The sequence below is a fragment of the Mycolicibacterium sp. P4_G11 genome, from assembly GCF_056555145.1.
This window is the reverse complement of record NZ_JBFUJW010000017.1, coordinates 16,891-35,580: the sequence shown is the minus strand read 5'-3', so window position 1 is coordinate 35,580 and position 18,690 is coordinate 16,891. Positions and strand designations below refer to the sequence as shown.

General features: G+C 61.7%; 17 protein-coding genes. 8 read left to right on the top strand and 9 right to left on the bottom strand.

Translation table 11 applies throughout. The annotated features are described in order from the left end of the window. Positions 1 to 3: 3 nt before the first annotated feature. Entirely contained in the window at positions 4 to 1,422 is a 1,419-nt protein-coding gene (locus AC1U2B_RS27970) for an SDR family NAD(P)-dependent oxidoreductase (RefSeq protein ID WP_480219352.1), read from the top strand. Between the two features lie 77 nt (positions 1,423 to 1,499). Next, on the top strand, positions 1,500 to 1,898 hold the full coding sequence (locus AC1U2B_RS27965) for a DUF4267 domain-containing protein (RefSeq protein WP_480219351.1): 399 nt from the start codon (positions 1,500 to 1,502) through the stop codon (positions 1,896 to 1,898). A 27-nt stretch (positions 1,899 to 1,925) separates the two neighbouring features. Here AC1U2B_RS27965 and AC1U2B_RS27960 read toward each other — a convergent pair whose 3' ends face one another. After that, a complete protein-coding gene (locus AC1U2B_RS27960) occupies positions 1,926 to 2,825 on the bottom strand; it encodes a hypothetical protein (RefSeq protein ID WP_480219350.1) in 900 nt (299 codons plus the stop codon). 8 nt (positions 2,826 to 2,833) lie between these two features. Further along, the gene (locus AC1U2B_RS27955) at positions 2,834 to 3,169 is read right to left on the bottom strand and encodes a hypothetical protein (RefSeq protein WP_480219349.1); all 336 of its coding nucleotides are present in this window, start codon (positions 3,167 to 3,169) and stop codon (positions 2,834 to 2,836) included. Positions 3,170 to 3,560: 391 nt separating this feature from the next. Between AC1U2B_RS27955 and AC1U2B_RS27950 the strand changes: the two genes are divergently transcribed. From AC1U2B_RS27950 to AC1U2B_RS27940, 3 genes are read left to right on the top strand one after another with little or no spacing between them, the layout of a single operon-like run. Beyond that, a complete protein-coding gene (locus tag AC1U2B_RS27950; RefSeq protein WP_480219348.1) occupies positions 3,561 to 4,289 on the top strand; it encodes a proteasome-type protease in 729 nt (242 codons plus the stop codon). A gap of 7 nt (positions 4,290 to 4,296) precedes the next feature. After that, entirely contained in the window at positions 4,297 to 5,016 is a 720-nt protein-coding gene (locus AC1U2B_RS27945; RefSeq protein WP_480219347.1) for an N-formylglutamate amidohydrolase, read from the top strand. Positions 5,017 to 5,047: 31 nt separating this feature from the next. Next, on the top strand, positions 5,048 to 5,854 hold the full coding sequence (locus AC1U2B_RS27940; RefSeq protein WP_480219346.1) for a transglutaminase-like domain-containing protein: 807 nt from the start codon (positions 5,048 to 5,050) through the stop codon (positions 5,852 to 5,854). 17 nt (positions 5,855 to 5,871) lie between these two features. On the opposite strand, the gene AC1U2B_RS27935 is transcribed toward AC1U2B_RS27940, so the two are convergent. Beyond that, on the bottom strand, positions 5,872 to 6,312 hold the full coding sequence (locus AC1U2B_RS27935; RefSeq protein ID WP_480219345.1) for a potassium channel family protein: 441 nt from the start codon (positions 6,310 to 6,312) through the stop codon (positions 5,872 to 5,874). Positions 6,313 to 6,730: 418 nt separating this feature from the next. On the opposite strand from AC1U2B_RS27935, the gene AC1U2B_RS27930 reads away from it, so the two are divergent. Then, positions 6,731 to 9,013, top strand: coding sequence for an AAA family ATPase (locus tag AC1U2B_RS27930; RefSeq protein ID WP_480219344.1), 2,283 nt, complete (start codon positions 6,731 to 6,733; stop codon positions 9,011 to 9,013). 404 nt (positions 9,014 to 9,417) lie between these two features. After that, entirely contained in the window at positions 9,418 to 13,056 is a 3,639-nt protein-coding gene (locus AC1U2B_RS27925; protein ID WP_480219343.1) for an N-6 DNA methylase, read from the top strand. A gap of 480 nt (positions 13,057 to 13,536) precedes the next feature. On the opposite strand, the gene AC1U2B_RS27920 is transcribed toward AC1U2B_RS27925, so the two are convergent. Beyond that, entirely contained in the window at positions 13,537 to 14,421 is an 885-nt protein-coding gene (locus AC1U2B_RS27920) for an HNH endonuclease (RefSeq protein ID WP_480219342.1), read from the bottom strand. Between the two features lie 246 nt (positions 14,422 to 14,667). On the opposite strand from AC1U2B_RS27920, the gene AC1U2B_RS27915 reads away from it, so the two are divergent. Continuing rightward, complete coding sequence (locus tag AC1U2B_RS27915; protein WP_480219341.1) at positions 14,668 to 15,636, top strand: metallophosphoesterase; 969 nt, start codon at positions 14,668 to 14,670, stop codon at positions 15,634 to 15,636. Positions 15,637 to 15,854: 218 nt separating this feature from the next. Here AC1U2B_RS27915 and AC1U2B_RS27910 read toward each other — a convergent pair whose 3' ends face one another. The 5 genes from AC1U2B_RS27910 to AC1U2B_RS27890 all read right to left on the bottom strand — a co-directional run bounded on the left by AC1U2B_RS27910 (position 15,855) and on the right by AC1U2B_RS27890 (position 18,654). Beyond that, positions 15,855 to 16,553, bottom strand: a complete 699-nt coding sequence (locus tag AC1U2B_RS27910) for an SDR family oxidoreductase (RefSeq protein WP_480219340.1) — start codon at positions 16,551 to 16,553, stop codon at positions 15,855 to 15,857. Between the two features lie 184 nt (positions 16,554 to 16,737). Then, positions 16,738 to 17,202: a hypothetical protein gene (locus AC1U2B_RS27905; RefSeq protein WP_480219339.1), complete on the bottom strand. Its 465-nt coding sequence runs from the start codon at positions 17,200 to 17,202 to the stop codon at positions 16,738 to 16,740. 162 nt (positions 17,203 to 17,364) lie between these two features. After that, positions 17,365 to 17,670 carry a hypothetical protein gene (locus AC1U2B_RS27900; RefSeq protein ID WP_480219384.1) on the bottom strand — a complete coding sequence of 102 codons (306 nt, stop codon included), beginning with the start codon at positions 17,668 to 17,670 and terminating at the stop codon, positions 17,365 to 17,367. Then, the gene (locus AC1U2B_RS27895; RefSeq protein ID WP_480219338.1) at positions 17,642 to 18,181 is read right to left on the bottom strand and encodes a hypothetical protein; all 540 of its coding nucleotides are present in this window, start codon (positions 18,179 to 18,181) and stop codon (positions 17,642 to 17,644) included. The genes AC1U2B_RS27900 and AC1U2B_RS27895 overlap by 29 nt, the downstream gene beginning before the upstream one ends. Continuing rightward, positions 18,178 to 18,654 carry a hypothetical protein gene (locus tag AC1U2B_RS27890; RefSeq protein WP_480219337.1) on the bottom strand — a complete coding sequence of 159 codons (477 nt, stop codon included), beginning with the start codon at positions 18,652 to 18,654 and terminating at the stop codon, positions 18,178 to 18,180. Before AC1U2B_RS27890 ends, AC1U2B_RS27895 begins: the two co-directional genes overlap by 4 nt. Positions 18,655 to 18,690: the final 36 nt, after the last annotated feature.

Sequence of the window (18,690 nt, the reverse complement as noted above, 5' to 3'; positions counted from 1 at the left end):
ACGGTGACCGCGATCGATCCCGACGAGCTCAGCACCTGCCTGCGGGTGCTGTCCGAGGCGAGCGCGCTGCCGCCCGAGCACCCTGACGCCGTTGCTGTGCGCCTCGCCACCGCGAAGATGTTCAAGGCGTTGAAGAAGGAGCGCCGGACCGCCAAACGCGACGCGATTGCGGCCGCTGACCGCGCCGTCATCGCCGCTACCGCCACGGGTGCGCCGGGACGGATTGACGATGAAACCCAGGGTCTACCGCTGGTATCCACCACGGTCGGGGCCAGTGCGGGCACGCTGCTGCGCTCGCGGGCCTGCTACATCTGCAAGAACCACCACACCGTGGTCGACGCGTTCTACCACCAGCTTTGTCCGGACTGCGCGGCCTTCAACCGGGCCAAGCGGGACGCTCGCACCGACCTGACGGGTCGTACCGCGCTGCTCACGGGTGGGCGCGCCAAGATCGGCATGTACATCGCGCTGCGGTTGTTGCGCGACGGCGCGCACACCACGATCACCACCCGGTTTCCCAATGACGCGGTACGCCGCTTCGCCGCGATGGAGGACAGCGCCGACTGGTTGCACCGGTTGCGGGTGGTGGGAATCGACCTGCGTGACCCGGCCCAGGTGGTCGCTCTGGCCGACGAGGTGGCCGCGCAGGGGCCGTTGGACATTCTGATCAACAACGCGGCGCAGACGGTGCGTCGCCCGCCGGGCTCGTACGCCGCGCTGGTGGAGGCCGAGCGGACCCCGCCGCCGGAGTTGGTGGATGTGATCACCTTCGACCACGTCAGTGATGCGCATCCGCATGCCCTGGCCGGGAGTCTCGGCGAGCACCCCTCCGCGCACGCGCTGACCGAGCTGGCTCTGACCGCGCGCAGCGCGTCGCCGGAGCGGATCGCCGCCGGCCTCGCGATCGACGCGGGTGGGTTGTTGCCGGACACCGCGTCGGTCAACAGTTGGACCCAACGGGTGCACGAGGTCGACGCGATGGAGCTCCTCGAAGTGCAGCTGTGCAACCAGACGGCGCCGTTCATTCTGGTGAGTCGGCTGCGTCCGGCTCTCGCGGCCTCGCCCGCTCGGCGCAAGTACGTGGTGAACGTGTCAGCGATGGAAGGCCAGTTCAGCCGCGGCTACAAGGGGCCCGGGCATCCGCACACCAACATGGCCAAGGCCGCGCTGAACATGCTGACCCGCACGAGCGCGGGGGAGATGCTGGAGCAGGACGGCATCCTCATGACCGCCGTCGACACCGGCTGGATCACCGACGAACGCCCGCACCCGACCAAGCTGCGGCTGGCCGAGGAAGGTTTCCACGCACCGCTGGATCTGGTGGATGGTGCTGCGCGCGTGTATGACCCGATTGTGCGAGGCGAATTGGGCGAGGACATCTACGGGTGCTTCTTGAAGGACTACGCGAAGAGTCCTTGGTAGGACGCGACTCTCGCGGGTCCCGGGCGGGACTCTCAACTTGCCTACGGGCAGTGAAGTGACGCCCTACGCTGCGAACCATGTCTGTTGACCGTGCTGGGCTCGTCGTCGGTTGTATCCGCCTTGCGTCGGGGGTCTCGTTCCTGGTCGACCCAGCCCGGGCGAATCGGCTGTGGGGTGACCCCGAGAAGCCGACGGGATCAACGTGGCTGCTGCTGCACTCAATGGGTTACCGCGATGCGCTGATCGGCGGGCTGCTCGCTTCGGCGGCACTGCGTGGCCGAGACACCCGAGGCTGGTTCCTGGCCTCCGGTGGTGCGGATGCGGCAGATCTGTTGGGCGGCATGGGTATTCATCATGAGATGAGGCCATCGCAGAAGTACATCGGTCTCGGAGGTGCCGTCGTCGGGATCGGTGTCGGGCTATGGGGTGCGACGCGGCGCCGGGCTGTCGGTGTTGGGGCTGCCGCTACGCCCTGACTGCGGCGGTTGGGTGTGTGTGCCTCGCTATGCCGCCATCCGCGCTGAGGTGGCCGCGGCGATCTGATTGAGGTGATTGGTGGCCACCTGCACCGAGCTCTGGTGGGGGAGCGCGTCGACGTACTCGTAGGTGATGTGCGGCAGGGTCGGCGGGTTGGTCGCGTAGAAGGCGACGGCCCGGTCGATGGCCTCGACGAGGGCGGGGCCGCCCACGATCGGGTCGGTGACGAGCGCCAGCACCTGCTGGGCGAGGCTGCCCTGGCCGGTGAGTCCGGCGATCAGTGTGATGGCCGCGTTGATGCTGATGCCGAGTTGGACCGCGGCCTTGTAGACGGCGGTGATGTCGCGGCCGGCCTGGTTGTTCGGCGTCGTGGCGTAGAGATCGCCGCGGTTGGCGAAGTCCCACCAGGTGTCAATGCCGTTGGCGTCCTTGGGAATTTGCGCTGCGGTCAGGCGGGTGACGGCGATGCCGCGGCCGCCGGGGTCGATGCCGCCCGGGAAGGTGTGGCCGGTGAGCCGCCACGGGTTGCCGAAGGTGTAGCCACCGATCAGGTTCGGTTTGGCCCACTGCAGGGCGCCGGTCATGATCTCGGCCAGGACCCGGGAGGCGGCCTCGGCGCCCTGGCTGTAGCCGCCGAGGGCGAATGTCTGCCGTGGGTAGGTGTTGATCCAGGCGATCGCGTTGGTGACGGCGATCCGCACCGACTCGGCGTAGCTGGGTGACAGCGGCGCGCCGGGTGGGATGGGTCCGAAGGTCCACGGCGCTTGGATCGGGACTTCGAAGACGAGGTCGGGGTCGGCGGCGCGAACGACGTCGGAGGGATAGCCGGTGCCGGGTGCGGCCCAGGTGCCGGCGAAGGTCAGTACCGCGTGGCGGACGTGGAAGACCCCGGAGATGCTGGCGGCGACATCACTGAAAGTGGTCATCGCTCAGCTCATTTCGCGGTGGTGGGCAGGTTGTTGGCCTTGCGCCACTGGATGGCGAACTCCATCAGCTCGATGAGCACGTCGCCGCTGTCGCGGGTGATGCCGTCGCTGAAGGTGTGCACCCAGGCGATCTGCTCGGCGGTGGTCACCTGCTGTTCGAAGGCGTCGAAGGTGCCCTGGTAGGTCTGGCCGTTGTGGACGGAGTTCCACGGACCGCGGTTGGGGTCGTCGACGATGTCGCCGATGTTGCGTTGATGGCGGGCCAGGACCGCACGCCACGGCTGCGGCATGCCGTTGGCAGTGACGCCGGAGATGTCGGTCTGGAGTGATGTTGCATCAGCCATGGTGCGCCTCCTTGTAGTGGGGTAGGACGCCACCGGATGTGCCGCGCTGGAATACCTTGTCGGCGAACGGTTTTTGTCGTACGGGCGATCCGCGGTCCTCGGGTGCTATTCCCGGGATCGTCATCGGAACCGATTCGTCGTTCACCATCGTCTGCCCTTTTTGACCGGGACGTCCATTTCCACCATAGGCCCGTACTGGAGCGCGGTCGACTACACGCGGGTGGTGAGCTGAGCCGACGCGCGCCCTGGCGCCACGCGGCGTAGGGTTGAGGCATCGGCGGCGTTCAGCCGGGCCCAATACCCGACGTGGACCAGTACGCCCCGCGTCTGCCACGAGTCAGATTCACCCGTTCTAGGATCGGTGAATTCAGATGTGCGGCAGGCACTTATCGTGACCTATTGCATCGGTGTGCTGCTCGACGACGGGATCATCTTCGCGGCTGATTCCCGCACCAACGCAGGCGTCGACAACTTCGCCAAGTTCTGCAAGGTGACGGTGTTCGAGACGCCCGGCGACCGCGTGATCGCCTTGTTGAGTTCGGGCAACCTGGCCGGCACCCAGGCCATCGTCAGCGTGCTGCGGCAGCGTTGTGCCGACGGCCCCGCCACAACCAACCTGCTCGGAGCGGCGACGATGTTCGACGTTGCCCGATTGGTGTCGGATGCGATGCGCGAGGTCGACCAGCGCGACGCGGGCTATCTGGACGGCAACCCGGCCGGCTTCAACGCCTCGTTCATCGTCGGTGGGCAACTCGCCGGTGAGCCGATGAGACTCTTCCGCATCTACGCGGAGGGCAACTTCATCGAAGCTGGAACCGACACGATGTTCCTGCAGACCGGTGAGACGAAGTACGGCAAGCCGATCCTCGACCGGGTCCTCACGCCCCAAACGTCGCTCGCCGACGCCACGAAATGCGTTCTGGTGTCCTTTGATTCGACCATGCGGAGCAACCTGTCGGTCGGCATGCCCATCGACTTGATCAGCTACGAACGGGACAGCCTCCAGGTGCCGTGGCGGCGGCGATTCGATGACGAAGACCCCTATTTCACGGCCGTCAAGGAGGCGTGGAGCGAAGGCACCCGGACGGTATTCAGCAAGCTACCCGACCTCCGTTGGTGACCGCGTCGTGCCGGACGTCCAGCTCATCACCTGCGAACACGGCGGCAACGCCATACCGGCGCCGTTCGGACCGCTCTTTGCCGAACATCGGGCGCTGCTGAACTCCCATCGCGGATGGGACACCGGTGCGTTGGTGATGGCTGAGGCGCTCGCCGCGGCGACCCGGGCACCGTTGGTCGCATCGACCACCAGCCGGCTCCTCGTCGATCTCAACCGGTCGATCGGTCACCCGCAGCTCTTCTCGCCGATGACGCGGGCCGCGTCGAGGGAGGTCAAAGCGCAGATCGTCGCGCAGCACTATCGGCCGCATCGCGATGCAGTGGAAGACTATGTCAGGCAGTCAATCTCGTCTGGACATCGGGTGATACACATCGCCTCCCACAGCTTCACGCCAGAACTGGACGGGGTGGTGCGCCAAGCCGACGTCGGGTTGCTCTACGACCCCCGTCGCCGCGCAGAGGCGCGGCTGAGCACGCGCTGGCAGGCGTCGCTCGCGGCACTTCATCCGGAACTTCGGGTGCGCCGTAACTATCCATACGCGGGCAAGGCGGACGGCCTGACGTCACACCTGCGCAAGCGCTTCGGGGAGAACGAGTATGTGGGGATCGAACTTGAGATCAATCAGCGCATCGTGGCCGCAGCCGGACAGCCCTGGGCAGCGCTGCGCGGCGTGCTGATCGACTCCCTGTCCGCGGCTTGTGCACCCCAATCCGATCCAACCGCGTAAACCAAAGCGCCACAGCGAAAACGGAGACACCATGAAACTCAACGTCGGTTACGAGATGGTCTTCGACTGCCCGAAACCCACCCCGATGATCTTCAACCTCAACGTCCACTTCACCCGGGTCTCCGATCTGATCGGCCGCGACGTGTTGGTGGCCGACCCGCCGGTGCCGATGACGGCCTATCGTGACGACTTCGGCAACTGGTGCACTCGCATCGTTGCGCGGAAGGGGACCACTCGCATTTCGGGAGACGCTATCGTCAGGGACAGTGGACTCCCCGACGTCCTGGTCCCTGGGGCGCGCCAGACACCGGTCCCGGACCTGCCCGACGAGACGCTCATCTTCCTGCTGGGTAGCCGGTACTGCGATACCGATCGGCTGTCGCAGACGGCGTGGGACCTGTTCGAGCAGACACCGCCGGGCTGGGCCCGCGTCCAGGCCATCTGTGACTACGTGAACCGACACATCACGTTCGACTATCTGCAGGCGGACAGTGCGCGGACGGCGTTGGAGGCGTACGAGGGTCGGGTCGGTGTCTGCCGTGATTTCACGCACCTGGCGGTGGCCTTCTGCCGCTGCATGAACATCCCGACGCGCTACTGCACCGGGTACCTCCCCGATACCGGAACGCCACCGCCTTATGGGCCAATGGATTTCGCCGCCTGGTTCGAGGTGTTCCTGGACGGCCACTGGCACACCTTCGACGCCCGCAACAACACACCGCGGATCGGCCGGGTGTTGATCGCGCGTGGCCGTGATGCCGCCGACGTAGCACTGAGCAACGCGTTCGGCGCCAACACGTTGACGAGTTTCCGGGTGTGGGCGGACGAGGTGGCGTAGCGATCTGTTCTACACCTTCACTGGGCCGGCGGTGATTCGGCGCGCTGCTGCAACAACTCTCGTAGTTGGGTGAGCTCGTTGTGCAGCCCGTCGATCTGCGCCGCGGTCACGGCGTTGTGGGCCTTGTCCTCGACCGACACGGTGTGGATGACCCAGGAAGCGATGGTCGCGGTGATGGAACCGACCAGACTGATCCCGCCGATCATCATCAGGACGGCGATGAAGCGTCCGGTGGTCGTGACCGGGTAGATGTCGCCGTAGCCGACGGTGGTGATGGTCGTGATCGCCCACCAGACCGCGTCGCCGAAATTGGTGATGTGGGATCCAGTGGCGAAGCGCTCCGTTTCCAGCTCCGCCAGCGCGCCAACGTAGACCAGGAGGACCCCACGCCAGGGTTCGGGCATGCCGTTGGCGGTGACGCCGGAGATGTTGGTCTGGAGCGATTCTGCATCAGCCATGGTGGAGCCTACTGGGTTGAAATGGACGCGATTTGCCGGCCCGGTCTTCGATGCGACGGTCTGGAATTGGTTGTGGGCGAGGGGCTTTGCGATGCGCTTGGCTGACGGTCCCGGGTGGTCCCCGGGCCGGTGTGTGCCGCCTCGTCGTCACGGTCCGCCCTATTTGACTAGGTCGTCCAATTCCCACAATAGGCCGGTATCGGGGGGGTCGACTGCAGCGCGGCGACCACGCAAATCGATTCAGTCTGGCGTGCAGGACTCTGCAGACGATTTGAAAATGCAGGGTATCCGGCTCGGAAAGTCAGTTGCTCTAGTTCGCGGTACGCCCTTGGGGTCCTCTGGTCTGGGCGTATTGATGTTGGCTGTGGTCGCGATCTAGCTACCGCTTTGTGTCGGCATCGCTCGCTACAGTCGGTCTATGCTCCGCCGCATCGAACCGGTCCGTTCTTACCGCTCTCTGACTAATGGGTTCTGGCCCAATGGCGTGCCGTTGGGCAAGCGCTCAGTCATCTACGGTCACAACGGCAGCGGCAAATCATCATTCGCATCGCTTCTGCTTGAGATTGCTTCAGACGAGGCGTCCACCGATGTGCTCTGGGAGGACGAGTACGGCCACAGTCACCAAGTAATGTCCGGCCATGGTGGGCCGTCACCCACCATGGCCGTTTTCACCAAGGAGTGGGTAAGGCGGAACTTGTCGCAGTTTCTCGACGGAGAGGGTGCATCGCCGATCGTTACCCTCGGTGAAGATGCCATTGAGGCTAAGGAACAGGAACTAGAACTCACTCGGCAGATCGAGGATCTCCGCGCCAAGGCGAAGGAGGCCGAAAAGAAGCGGCAGGATCACACCGCCAGGGCAAAGAAGACCGCGACAGCAGCCCAAGATTCGATAGCTGACCAACTGCGAGAGTTCGACTACCAGCGCTTTTCGAAGAACCGCTACTCGCTGCCGGTGGTTGAGGGAAAGCTCCGCGAGTACAGAGGTGAGTTCCCCGACGAGAATGCGCATGCTCAGGCGCTTAAGCGTCTTGGAGAAGGTGTCGCCGAACAGGTGACTCCTATTCCAGCGCCGCCAGGTCGCCTCACCACCCTTTCGAGCCTCGAGTCGATACTCGCGGAAACCCCATCAAGGGTGGCCCTCGAATCGCTTACATTAGAACAAGATCGACAGGCTTGGGTCGAGAGCGGACTACAACTTCACGAGCATTTGGACGAATGCCTGTTCTGTGGCGGCCCATTCACAGACGCGCGGCGCGACCAACTTGCGATGCACTTCGATCAGAGCTGGCTGCAGATCCGCGAGCGTGCGCAGTCCCTACTACAGGACGTCCTTCGAGCTAAGTCGGCCGTATCCGGCTGGTTAAGCGGCGTCCCAAACCCAAAGGACCTGTCCTGCGAATTGCGAGACGGGTACGCCCTGCACGTCGCATCCGTGCAAGATGTGATCACGGCTCGTCTGGAGGTGCTCGGCGAGGTCGAGGCAGCGATCCGTGTCAAGGTTGACGATCCAAGCGCTACTCCGGTGGTGCCGGAGTGGACGATGCTGAACGCGAGCTTCTCCGCGGAACCGCTACAGCAGGCGGTCACGGAACACAACACGCAGGTTGCCGACCATGCAGTCGTCGTCGAAGGCCGTTATGAGAGTGTTCTCAACCACATCGTTGGCTCTCGCTCTGAAGCATTCCGCAGCTGCGAAGCTCAGAGTGCAGCGGCAGAGGGAGAGGCCAAAGCAGCAAATGATGCGGCCGAACTTGCGGAACGTACTCTGGCTGCGCTTCGCCAGAAGCAGTTTTCAAATAGTCAGATGGCGGAGACCCTCACCAACGACTTGGCAAGGGTATATGGAAAAGACCATCTGAGTGTTGCGATAACCGACGATGGCAAGTCGTACGCATGTCGACGTGGCGGGTCGGCAGCCACCCACCTGAGTGACGGTGAGCGCACCACTCTGTCGTTGCTCTATTTTCTGCGCAAGTTGGAGGACGAATCTGTCAGTGGCGACAAGAGTACGCGGATCGTGGTCATTGATGACCCGTCGAGCTCCCTCGATCGGGAGTCGCTATTCGCAACACACCAGTGGCTAGTCGACACACTCAACGGTTTCGGCCAAATTATCGTGCTCACGCACGACTTCGGCCTCCTCCGGCTCTTCCTCAAGTCGCATAAGAACGCGTGGGACACCTCGCGTAAAAAAATCGGTAGCGGCGACGCCGACGAAGCGCGCTTTCCGAAGGTCGCTTTCCTCGAGATGTACGCTGCGGCAGACCAGGGTGTCCTCCGCACGAAGGTGACGCCTCTTCCTTCGATGCTGTCGAAGCACACCACCGAGTACGCGTACCTATTCAGCAACGTCATGGCCGGAGTGGCCAACGGTAGCGATCACGATAGCCTCTTCTTGTTACCGAACGCAGCCCGCCGCGTTTTGGAGGTATTCACGAGCTACAAGGCACCGCATTTGGGTAACTTCGACCAGCGTCTTGCAGCTCTGATGGGTGACACTGCGTCTAATCCCTACCGCGATGTCTACGACTTCTGCAACCGCTACTCACATGGTGAAGGCAACGAGAGCGTTGATGTGCTCGACGGCCGCGTCGTCCATGGGCAGATCCGTAGATGCATGGAGTTCCTGAAGTCCGCAGATGAGGAGCACTTCGACCGGATGTGCAAGGCTACGGGTATAGATCCGGCGGCTATTGCATAGCGGTTTATCCTCGTGTGCGGCCCGAGTGGTCCAAACGGGCCACAAAGCCCAGTCAACCGGCGGCTACGGCACATCAATTCGTCCGGTCGACATGGACCGCTGGCTGCCCCCATAAGGCCGCGCAGATGGGCTAGGAGAATAACGGGTACCCACGGTGGCGGGCATCCCGGCGGATTTGACCAGCGTCCTAGACTCTATAGGTCCCTAACCTCGATCACTGTGCTCGGTTTCGAGCGTGGTCCCCTCCGGGTTGTCTCAGCTGAGACTAGCGCGTGCAATATGCAGTGCGAGTACTCCATGTGCACAATGGCGGCAATCACTTCTGGCCTCCGTTGCAGACATGCCGAGAAGCCCAAGAGGAAGAACAGGCTTTAGGAAGTCGGCGGCCCGCTACTGTCGCACTCATGACGGATCGCGTAGCTCTGATGGACAGACTGGCTGGGAAGACACAAGCAGTACGGTCTGAGGCAACGATCCAATCCGACGTACGCATGCTCCTTCTTGACAGTGCGCTCGGCCTGTACGAAGTGCAGCTGGAAGCTCATGTCGGTGATAAGCACCGACGGATCGACGTGGAAGTCGGCTGCACCGTCATTGAGGTCAAGAAGTCGCTCGATTCGCCGTCAGCGGTCTTGGCGGCTACGGGGCAACTGTCCGACTACGTATGCACCCGGCAAATGGAGATGGGGCAACGCTATGTTGGCATCCTGACAGACGGAGCTCTGTGGATCGCGTTCCACGAAATCGACGGGCAATTGGCAGAAGCAACCCGCCACCGCGCATCGACGGGCGAGGGCGGCGCGACCGCGCTGTTGAACTGGCTCGAAGGAGTTTTGGCCACTAAGCGCACTATTGCACCTACCCCCGAGGAGATTCGACACAGACTTGGTGCGAGCTCTTCGTCCCACGCACTCGACTATGCGACGCTACGAGCGATATACGAAGAGCACCGCCACGAACCCACAGTTGTGCTGAAGCGCGAATTATGGGCCAAGTTACTGACGTCCGCGCTCGGAACGCAGTTCACCAACACCGATGAATTGTTCCTAGAGCACACATTGCTAGTTAACTCTGCCGAGATCATTGCGCATTTGGTGCTCGGTCTGAAGGTGACCGACATCGCCGCCGAAACACTGCTGGCCGGCGATTTATTCGTCGCAGCAGGTGTGTACGGCGTGGTAGATCGCGATTTCTTCGACTGGGTAATTGAGGTACCAGGAGGAACTGGATTCGTCTCGTCTCTGGCGCGACGCCTGTCGCGCTTCGACTGGTCGCACGTGGAGCACGACGTTCTCAAGGTTCTGTACGAATCAGTCATCAGTGCAGACGTACGAAAAGCGCTAGGCGAGTACTACACGCCGGATTGGCTCGCCAACAGAGTGGTGCAAGAGGTCGTCACCGATCCGGTCAATCAGCGAGTGCTCGATCCGGCATGTGGCTCGGGCACATTCATCTTCTACTCCGTTCGACGGTTTCTCGACGCGGCCGAGGCTGAAGGTATGCCGTTGACCGAAGCAATGGCGTTGGTCAGTTCGCGCGTGATCGGTATTGACCTGCATCCCGTCGCCGTGGCACTCGCTCGAGTTACGTATCTGCTGGCTCTCGGCCGCGACCGCCTCGCACAAGACAATCGCGGCACTCTTGCGGTGCCCATCTATCTCGGTGACTCCCTTGGATGGAAGCAACAGCAGGAACTACTTTCAGTAGACACGCTCGTGATCCCAACGGATGTTGGGGACCAGCTCGAGTCTCCTCCGCTGTTGTTCCCCGAGCACCTGTTGGCAGATGCGGCCCGCTTCGATCAGATCGTTTCAGAGCTCGTCGATGAAAGTGGCCGCGCGAGGGGAACGAACCGAAACCGTCTCAGTGAAGGTACGATCCGACGACTTGCACTCAGCGAGGACGATGTACCTGTGCTCAATGAGAACTTTTTGCGCCTCAAACAGCTTCACGAGGCCGATCAAAACCACATTTGGTCCTATTATGTCCGCAATCTGTCGCGTCCCGCATGGCTATCCCGTGAAGAAAACCGGGTGGATTGCCTTGTGGGAAATCCGCCGTGGCTGAGTTACCGATTCATGACCAAAGGCATGCAGGCCGAATTCAAGGCTATGTCTAAAGCTCGAAATTTTTGGCACAAGGCGTCAACGGCAACTCACCAAGACCTGGCCGGGGTTTTCGCCGCATGCGCTGTCGAGCGCTATCTCAAGACCGGAGGCAGGTTTGGATTCGTCGTGCCGAACTCCGTGATCGACCGAGACTTCTGGGATGGCTTTCGCCGAGGTGTATTCGACGGGGCCGGAGTCAAATTCGATGTTCCGTGGGATCTTCGGCGCATCCGCCCGCACCTGTTCCCTCGCGGCGCAGCCGTCGTCTATGGTAGCCGTACGCCCAACTACAGCACGATGCCCGCGAAAGCGGTTGTATGGCGAGGCCGGGCACCTCATCGCCATTTGGCGTCGGCGGACGCTATCGGCTTGACGCAAAATCTCGAACTTTTAACTATTTCCAGCGGCGACGACGATGTTTCGCCATATCATCGCCGATTCTCCACTGGGGCAACGCTCTTCCCGCGGATCTTCGTCAGAGTCCAGGAAGTTCAAGCCCCACTTGGTGTCCCGAGTGGATCGGCGTCTGTGCGTTCAGTACGGTCGTCAACCGAAAAGGCGCCATGGAAAGCGTTGCCCGACTATGTCGGGACTGTGGAGCGCCAATTTCTTCACCCGGTATTCCTCGGTGAACACGTCGTGCCCTTTCGTACCTTGGCGCCAGACACCTTTGTTCTGCCGCTCACACCGCGTGGCGAGCTACTCGACATCGGCAAATCCAAGATCGATACCTATCACGGATTGGCGAAGTGGATGCGTACGGTTGATGAGGAATGGCGTAAAAACAGTTCAGGAACCATGAATTTTACTGAACGGCTCAACTACATGAGCGATCTCACCAACCAACTCCCGGCCGGGCCGATCAGAGTTGTGTACCCCTCGGCAGGTATGCACGTTCACGCCGCAATCGTCACTGACCCTCGCATCGTGATCGACTACAAGCTCTACTGGTGCGCGGTGTCGACCGAGTCTGAAGCCCACTACTTGACCGGAATCCTGAACGCACCTGTGCTCACGACGCTCGTACGGCCACTCATGTCCTACGGAAAGGATGAGCGCGACGTTTGCAAACAGATCTGGAAACTGCCGATCCCCGACTTTGACCCAGACAACGCACTGCACACGAGTATCAGTCAAGTGTCTCGGGAATTGGCTAAGTTCTTTAGTCAACGTGAGCTAGTTTCGGTTAATTACATCACTGTGCGACAAGACTTCCGAGCTGTGATTCAAGAATCGGAGCACGGCAGACAGCTTGACAAGCTCGTCCGTGAGCTTCTCGGTGAACCAGACGAGGCAACCGATGTCGTCGTGAGTTATACGGGCTTGGTGAGATTGACTACTGGCGCACTTGACATCGCTGCTGATGTTGAGATTGATCTCGACCTCGAACATGACAGCAAGGGCCAGGCTTGCCTTTGGGGGTACTTGGTCACCGTTGATGGCGAGTCAACGTATACGTCTATCGGATCACCCGACGCTGGCTCCGACGATCAAAGCCTCGCCAAACAGCTGTGTGCCGAATTGAAAGCTATCGTGCACCACGCGCACGCTCATGGACGGACGTGTCGCATATTCCACTATGGCTCGACAGAACCGACGTTTCTTGTCCGACTCCTGGGCGCGGATTCCGCGGAACTGCTGGACATTGCCACTGACTTGCTGGCAACGATCCGCGCGCACTACTTCTCAGGCGTTGGCTACGGACTCAAGCGCCTTGCATTGACTAGTGGGTTTATCTGGCGCACTGCGGAGTTGGACGGCGCCGGCGTCCTTCAGCTGGTCGATCGAGCTTGCGCTGGCGATAATGGCGCATGGCAGACACTCGTCGATTACAACGAGGATGACACCCGTGCCATGCGCGAGCTACGCCTATACCTTCGGGCCACGGCGGAATCAGACACAGAGATCTCCGATGGAACCCCGGCGATTCCATAGCGCCTTCGCGCTCCAGAGTTGTGGTGCGCACTTTTGATACCGATTGGTCGCTTGTATCGAATTAGACCGCCGGACCAGTTCGGCAATCTGCGATGTCCTTTGTGTCTATGGAACCCTCGTCGAGTGGTGGAAGACCCTTGGCCTCGACTCGGTCAGGGGCTGCGCTGATAGGCCGAATTGGCCCGGTGGACTACGGCCTGCCAACGATGCCCCTATGTGTGCCTGCTGCGTAGAGGGGCTAGTCGCCGTTTACATCGCGCCCGTGGCGCGACTGAACTTCGGCGGCAGACTGGGAAGCAGGCCGTAGCGAGCTCTGGGGGGTGACTGAGACCGACAACCTGAAACGGAATATGGGGACCTTAGTGCAGTTTATATACGCCGCAGCGTACTGAGTCCGTTAAGTCTCGAATGAAGGCGGAATAATTCTAAACACTCCGACGGATCGCTGGATGTCGGAGTGAAACTTGCTCGGCTGCATCTTCAGCCGGTTGCGCGAAACTCGTTAAACCGTTCCTCAAGACGATCTCGCGCGGGGTGGTCGCCGATGCGCTTCGGGAGGGTAAGCGTCCGCCCGTCCATCTCTTGTAGGCCATGTAGCAGCATTGGACCGTCGACTTCGTCCATCAGCTCGCGGTTGATGCGTACGACATAGTCCGGCGAGATGCCGAGAAGGTTTGCATCATATGCAGCATGATGGATCTTGCATAAGCTCAATCCGTTCTGGACGATGGGCAGTCCGTGGGGCTTGTTGTCGCCGATGATGTGGGCCGCGTCCAACAGCCGCCCGTGTTTCAAATTGCATACAGTGCAACGTTTTTCGTAAGCAACAAGAACCCTCCCGCGAAACTCCGGCTGGTGGAGGCGAAGTTTTACGATTCGTTCGGCGTAATCGCGTTCTGACGGCCTGAGATGGAGCGGGTCTGGGATCAGTCGAAGGCTCTCATCAAGTGCTAGCACGAAGCGTCTGTTTTTTATGTCGTCGGCAACAACATAAACGGGAAATGTCGGTACAAAAACACCTGGCTCGATCTTGCGGAGGAGGATGATAGGCAAGTTCAGTTCGAGGGCCCGGCGCATCTTGATGTTCTTGCCGTCGAGGCTCGTGTCCTCGTAAGCGTACGAAAACAACGAGTCGCCGATATCGGTGTCATCGTACTTGCCTTTCGGATCCGAGATAACAGACAGTGTCGCCATGAAAGCGCTCGGATTCCAAATTCCACTGCTTCGATCGACCGTTTTATAGACATCGCCGCCGACTACTACGGACTCGAGCTCTGCGCGGGTAACAACGCCGCGGTCAGCAACGATTTCTTCGAGACGCTCGAAGATCATTCTGCGGAGCTGCAACTCGACTTGGCTATCCACGAGTGCATTCTGCCACGCGGTCATCTGTGTCCCTAACGACACTTCGATGCCACTGAAATGCTCTGCTGTTGTGGCGCGAGTCAGGCAACTGCATTGAGGTTTCAGTGGCTCTTGGACTAAGCCTGGTTTGGCTGACCAGGCGTTACCGCGTCTGTGAGTTTGGATGAAAGCCGGTTTGCCGCGCCCATGTGGTCCATTCTCCGGGAACGTTCAGCATTGGGGGCTCAAGGTCTGCACCGCGCGGGCATGAGGTGCGATGATCAGCCCGTGACCGGCTACGACATCATCGGCGATATCCACGGCTGCGCCGATCCTCTGGGCTCGTTGCTCGTTGCCATGGGCTATCGCAAGACTGACGGCGCGTTTCGGCACCCGAGTCGGCAAGCAGTGTTCGTCGGTGACCTGGTCGACCGCGGTCCGCACCAGCTGCGTGTCCTGAAGACCGTCAAGGCCATGGTCGACGCTGGTAGCGCGCAGATCACCATGGGCAACCACGAGTTCAACGCGATCTGTTACGGCATCCCGCGTGCCGACGGTGATTACTTGCGCCGGCACTCGGGCAAGAATGCCCATCAGCACCGCGCCTTCTTGGAGCAGTTGACTGCTGAGCAGCAGCGGTACTACCTGGACTGGTTCCGCACCATCCCGCTGTGGTTGGACCTCGGTGGTGTGCGGATCGTTCATGCCTGCTGGCATGAGCCCTCGATGAAAATCGTTGAGCAGGAACTGGGTTCGAATGCCCTTAGTAACGATGCGCAGTTCGCCGACGCGTCGACGAAAGGCCACCCGCTGTACGAAGCCATCGAGACGCTCATCAAAGGACCGGAGCTGAGCCTGACCGACCACGGCCAGCAGCCTTACCTAGACAAGGACGGCCACACCCGCGACCAGGCCCGGCTGCGGTGGTGGAGCACTGGTTCGACGCTGAACGAGCTGGCTGAGATGACAAGCACTTTCACCACGCCGGACGGCGCGCCATACCCGGAGCTGCCGTCCCTATCGATGGCCAATGACGACCACGTCTACCGCGGCGATGTGCCGGTGGTCTATGGCCACTACTGGCGGACTGGCACACCGGAGCACGGTCTCGACTGGACCGACCGCACCGCCTGCGTGGACTTCAGCGCCGTGAAGGGAGGGGCGCTGACGGCATATCGGTGGTCGGGGGAGTCGACTGTCCGGGTAGAGAATTACCTTCAAATACCCGCAGGCTGATTCTGCGTGGGTCATCGCCGCACTGACGGCGTTGAAGTCGGCATGTCACCGACCACGATGTCGGCTCCGGCCGCGACGGAGTGCGTCGCTACGCTAATCCGCGCGGTGGACGAACGCCTTCACTCGATGGCCGGCGTCGAGCAGGTTCCTGACCGTCTGCCCGGCGGTGGTTCCGGTCGCTTGTGTGACGAGAAACGGCGGCAGATCAAAGCCTTTCACTAGGACCGGGTGAAGGCCAGGTTCTCGACCGGTCCGGACAGCGCCGCCTTGACCTGAGTCGACAGTTCGTCGACCAACACCTCGGAAGCGCCGGCTTCGAGTCCGTCGATGATGCGTCGGGCGACCTCCGCCGGAGGGAGCTTGGGTGCGTTGATGCCCTCCGTCATGTCGGTGTCGATGTACCCGACGTGTACCCCGACCACCTGGGTGTGCTGCAGCCGCAATTCCTGGCGCAGCGAGTTGGTGATCGACCAGATCGCGGCCTTCGAGGCGCCGTAGGCGCCGGCACCACCCAGCCAGGACAACACCGAGTGCACGTTGACGAGCGCGCCGCCGCCGTTGGCGGCCAGGATCGGCGCGAAGGCGCGTGTCACCCGCAGCGGTCCGAACACGTTGGTGTCGAAGGTGTCGGTGATGTCGTCGAAGCTGCCGGTCAGCAGGTCGTCGAGGTGGGAGACGCCCGCATTGTTGATCACAATGTCGACGTCTGTGGCGATATCGGCCAGTGCGGCAATCGAATCCGCTGAACTCACCTCAAGGCCGTACGTGACCACCTCGGGGCGGTCGTCGGTGAAGGCGGTTCGTGCGGTGGAGTACACCTTGCGCGCTCCGCGGGCCAGTACCTCGTCGACCAGGGCTGCGCCCAGGCCCCGTCGGCCGCCCGTTACCAGAACCACTTTGCCTGCCACGTCGGTCATGTCTTGTTCCTCTCGATCTGAATAACGGATTCGTTACTGAGATAGAACCATCGACGCCGACGAATGTGACCCCTAGTGATGTGTGCGGTTCGTGACACGAGCGCTGGGAATGGCGGCGCGGCGTGCGTTGTTGCGGCAGCGCCGGTGCGCGACTCGTCGTGACGAGGGCGGCACCGCCACGCGGTTAGCGTCGCTGAGCGCGCGGCGTCGAGAATCGGCCGGGGGAGTGGATGGTCGCTGGCGGACGCTGGAGTGCGGCGGACACCTGTGCGCTGACGACTCGCTTGAGCTCCGGTAAGTCCGCGGGTAATCCTGGGGCGGTTCCCGTCTCGGCAAGGAGGACGACGTCATTGGCAATCCCGGGGACCGCGACAGAACCGACGGGGACCAGGAGTGCGGCGGGGAGCAACGCGACTTCCATTTGGTCGGGATACCGTGACAGTGGCCCGATGAATCGCCCGGTGATGGTCACGATGGCGACGACGCGTTCCGCCGTGAAATTCTCGGTGGCCACACGCGGGTCAGCTGACGTCGGCAGTACCTGGGTCAAGGTGATCGCCGATGTCGCGGGTGCGCCCGACAGGCCTCGGTAGGTAATGCCCGGTGTCGCGGGCAATTTGGCAAGGGTTGCCGCGATGTCAGCCGACATGCTGGCCTCCTTCCGAGGGTTTCGCGGTCGCGTCCCGGCTGCAGCTTGGAGGCTCCAGTGTGGAGGGTGGCCGTGATTTCTCGCAGCGAAGTTCCTCTGGCATTCCGCCGAACAGCCGGTATGCCAACCCGTCCTTCGTCAAAGGAACTTCCGTTGCTCGCATCAGACGGGCGTCCCTCGGTTGGCGCCAGGCTTCAGGATCAACAGATCATCATGCTCGCGCCGCCGGCAGGCCTCGACAAACTCGATTGCAGCAGACCTGTCAGCCAGAAACACGTCGAACTGCTCGGGTGAAATGGCGTAGTACTCCACGTAATCCACCACCCCGTTGCTGACTGGGATCGCGACGTAGTGGCTCCCCGAATCGAGCTCGGCACCGATCGAGTAGCGGTCTTCTCTTGAGGCGAACGCGTCGCTGAATCTCACGCTATCCTCGGGCCTAGCGCTCGTCCTGGCGCCCTGAGGCATCATCGGCGCGCTCGTCGGCGATTGCTGCGTCCGAGAACTCGGGCTGTTCGCGCAGACTCCAGTCTGCGAGGACTGTGTGGTTGTCGTCCGCCAAGGGGATATCGCGGAGTGCCCAGCCGGACGTGTCGATCGAACTGGTTTGGACGTACTCGACGAGGAGCCGCCCCACTTCGTCCGGCATGAGCACTTCGTTCTGGTTCACTTCGACCGAGGTGCCATCCTTTCGTGCAAGCGATACCAGCGGCCCCGTGCCGCCGGGATGTCCGAGGGTGAACAGCTTCCCGTTCTTCATTATTTCGACCGTCAGTCCGGCCTGAGTGCCGGTGGTCTGCACGTAATTGTCAGTCGGTTCGACGTAGTCGGAAGTCTGGTAGTTCCCGGGCAGCTCGAACACGAGCATGAAGAGCTTTCGCTCACCGATGAGGCTGACGAGATGGTTGAGCTGCATCTCGGCTCGCGCCGGCTGGTCTGAGAGCACGACCGTAGCGAATTCGCTGACGGCGTACGTCATGGCACCTTTGTCTCCGTTGAGCACCGCTCACCTTCGCCGTGTTGTTCTGCGACCGTGGTGTCGGAGAACTCGGGTTGTTCGCGCAGACTCCAGCCTGCGGGTACGGAGTGGGTTTCGTAGTAGTGCCGGAAGAGCTCGATGGCGTCGGTGGCTGTCAATACCTCGGTGGGGCGCACCAGATATGTGTTGTCGCCGTTCTGAATTGACTCAGTTTTGGCTGACGCTTCGGCAGAGTCTGCTCGGCCGATGGTGTACAGCCGATGCACCCCTGTGGCGTCGGCTTGTTTGATCTCGACGGTGAGCCGATCAGGCGCGACGCCGGTGGTCTGCATCCATTCGGTCGGGCGGACATCGTCGTAGATACCTGCGTCAGCCGGCAGGGGATAGATCGACATGTACGTGTACCGGCCGTCTCCCAGCCGTTTTATGATTGCAGCGATCTGGCCAGGAATCTCTTCGGTGAAATCGCTCATCCATCCGGACGATCGATTCGTCGCCTGCACGTGGGT

Coding starts and splice junctions, on each gene's coding strand:
- AC1U2B_RS27965 (WP_480219351.1), top strand. CDS start 1,500: ATGTCTGTTGACCGTGCTGGGCTCGTCGTCGGTTGTATCCGCCTTGCG.
- AC1U2B_RS27915 (WP_480219341.1), top strand. CDS start 14,668: ATGAGGTGCGATGATCAGCCCGTGACCGGCTACGACATCATCGGCGAT.
- AC1U2B_RS27955 (WP_480219349.1), bottom strand. CDS start 3,169: ATGGCTGATGCAACATCACTCCAGACCGACATCTCCGGCGTCACTGCC.
- AC1U2B_RS27930 (WP_480219344.1), top strand. CDS start 6,731: ATGCTCCGCCGCATCGAACCGGTCCGTTCTTACCGCTCTCTGACTAAT.
- AC1U2B_RS27895 (WP_480219338.1), bottom strand. CDS start 18,181: ATGACGTACGCCGTCAGCGAATTCGCTACGGTCGTGCTCTCAGACCAG.
- AC1U2B_RS27890 (WP_480219337.1), bottom strand. CDS start 18,654: ATGAGCGATTTCACCGAAGAGATTCCTGGCCAGATCGCTGCAATCATA.
- AC1U2B_RS27935 (WP_480219345.1), bottom strand. CDS start 6,312: ATGGCTGATGCAGAATCGCTCCAGACCAACATCTCCGGCGTCACCGCC.
- AC1U2B_RS27905 (WP_480219339.1), bottom strand. CDS start 17,202: ATGTCGGCTGACATCGCGGCAACCCTTGCCAAATTGCCCGCGACACCG.
- AC1U2B_RS27910 (WP_480219340.1), bottom strand. CDS start 16,553: ATGACCGACGTGGCAGGCAAAGTGGTTCTGGTAACGGGCGGCCGACGG.
- AC1U2B_RS27940 (WP_480219346.1), top strand. CDS start 5,048: ATGAAACTCAACGTCGGTTACGAGATGGTCTTCGACTGCCCGAAACCC.
- AC1U2B_RS27960 (WP_480219350.1), bottom strand. CDS start 2,825: ATGACCACTTTCAGTGATGTCGCCGCCAGCATCTCCGGGGTCTTCCAC.
- AC1U2B_RS27925 (WP_480219343.1), top strand. CDS start 9,418: ATGACGGATCGCGTAGCTCTGATGGACAGACTGGCTGGGAAGACACAA.
- AC1U2B_RS27900 (WP_480219384.1), bottom strand. CDS start 17,670: ATGCCTCAGGGCGCCAGGACGAGCGCTAGGCCCGAGGATAGCGTGAGA.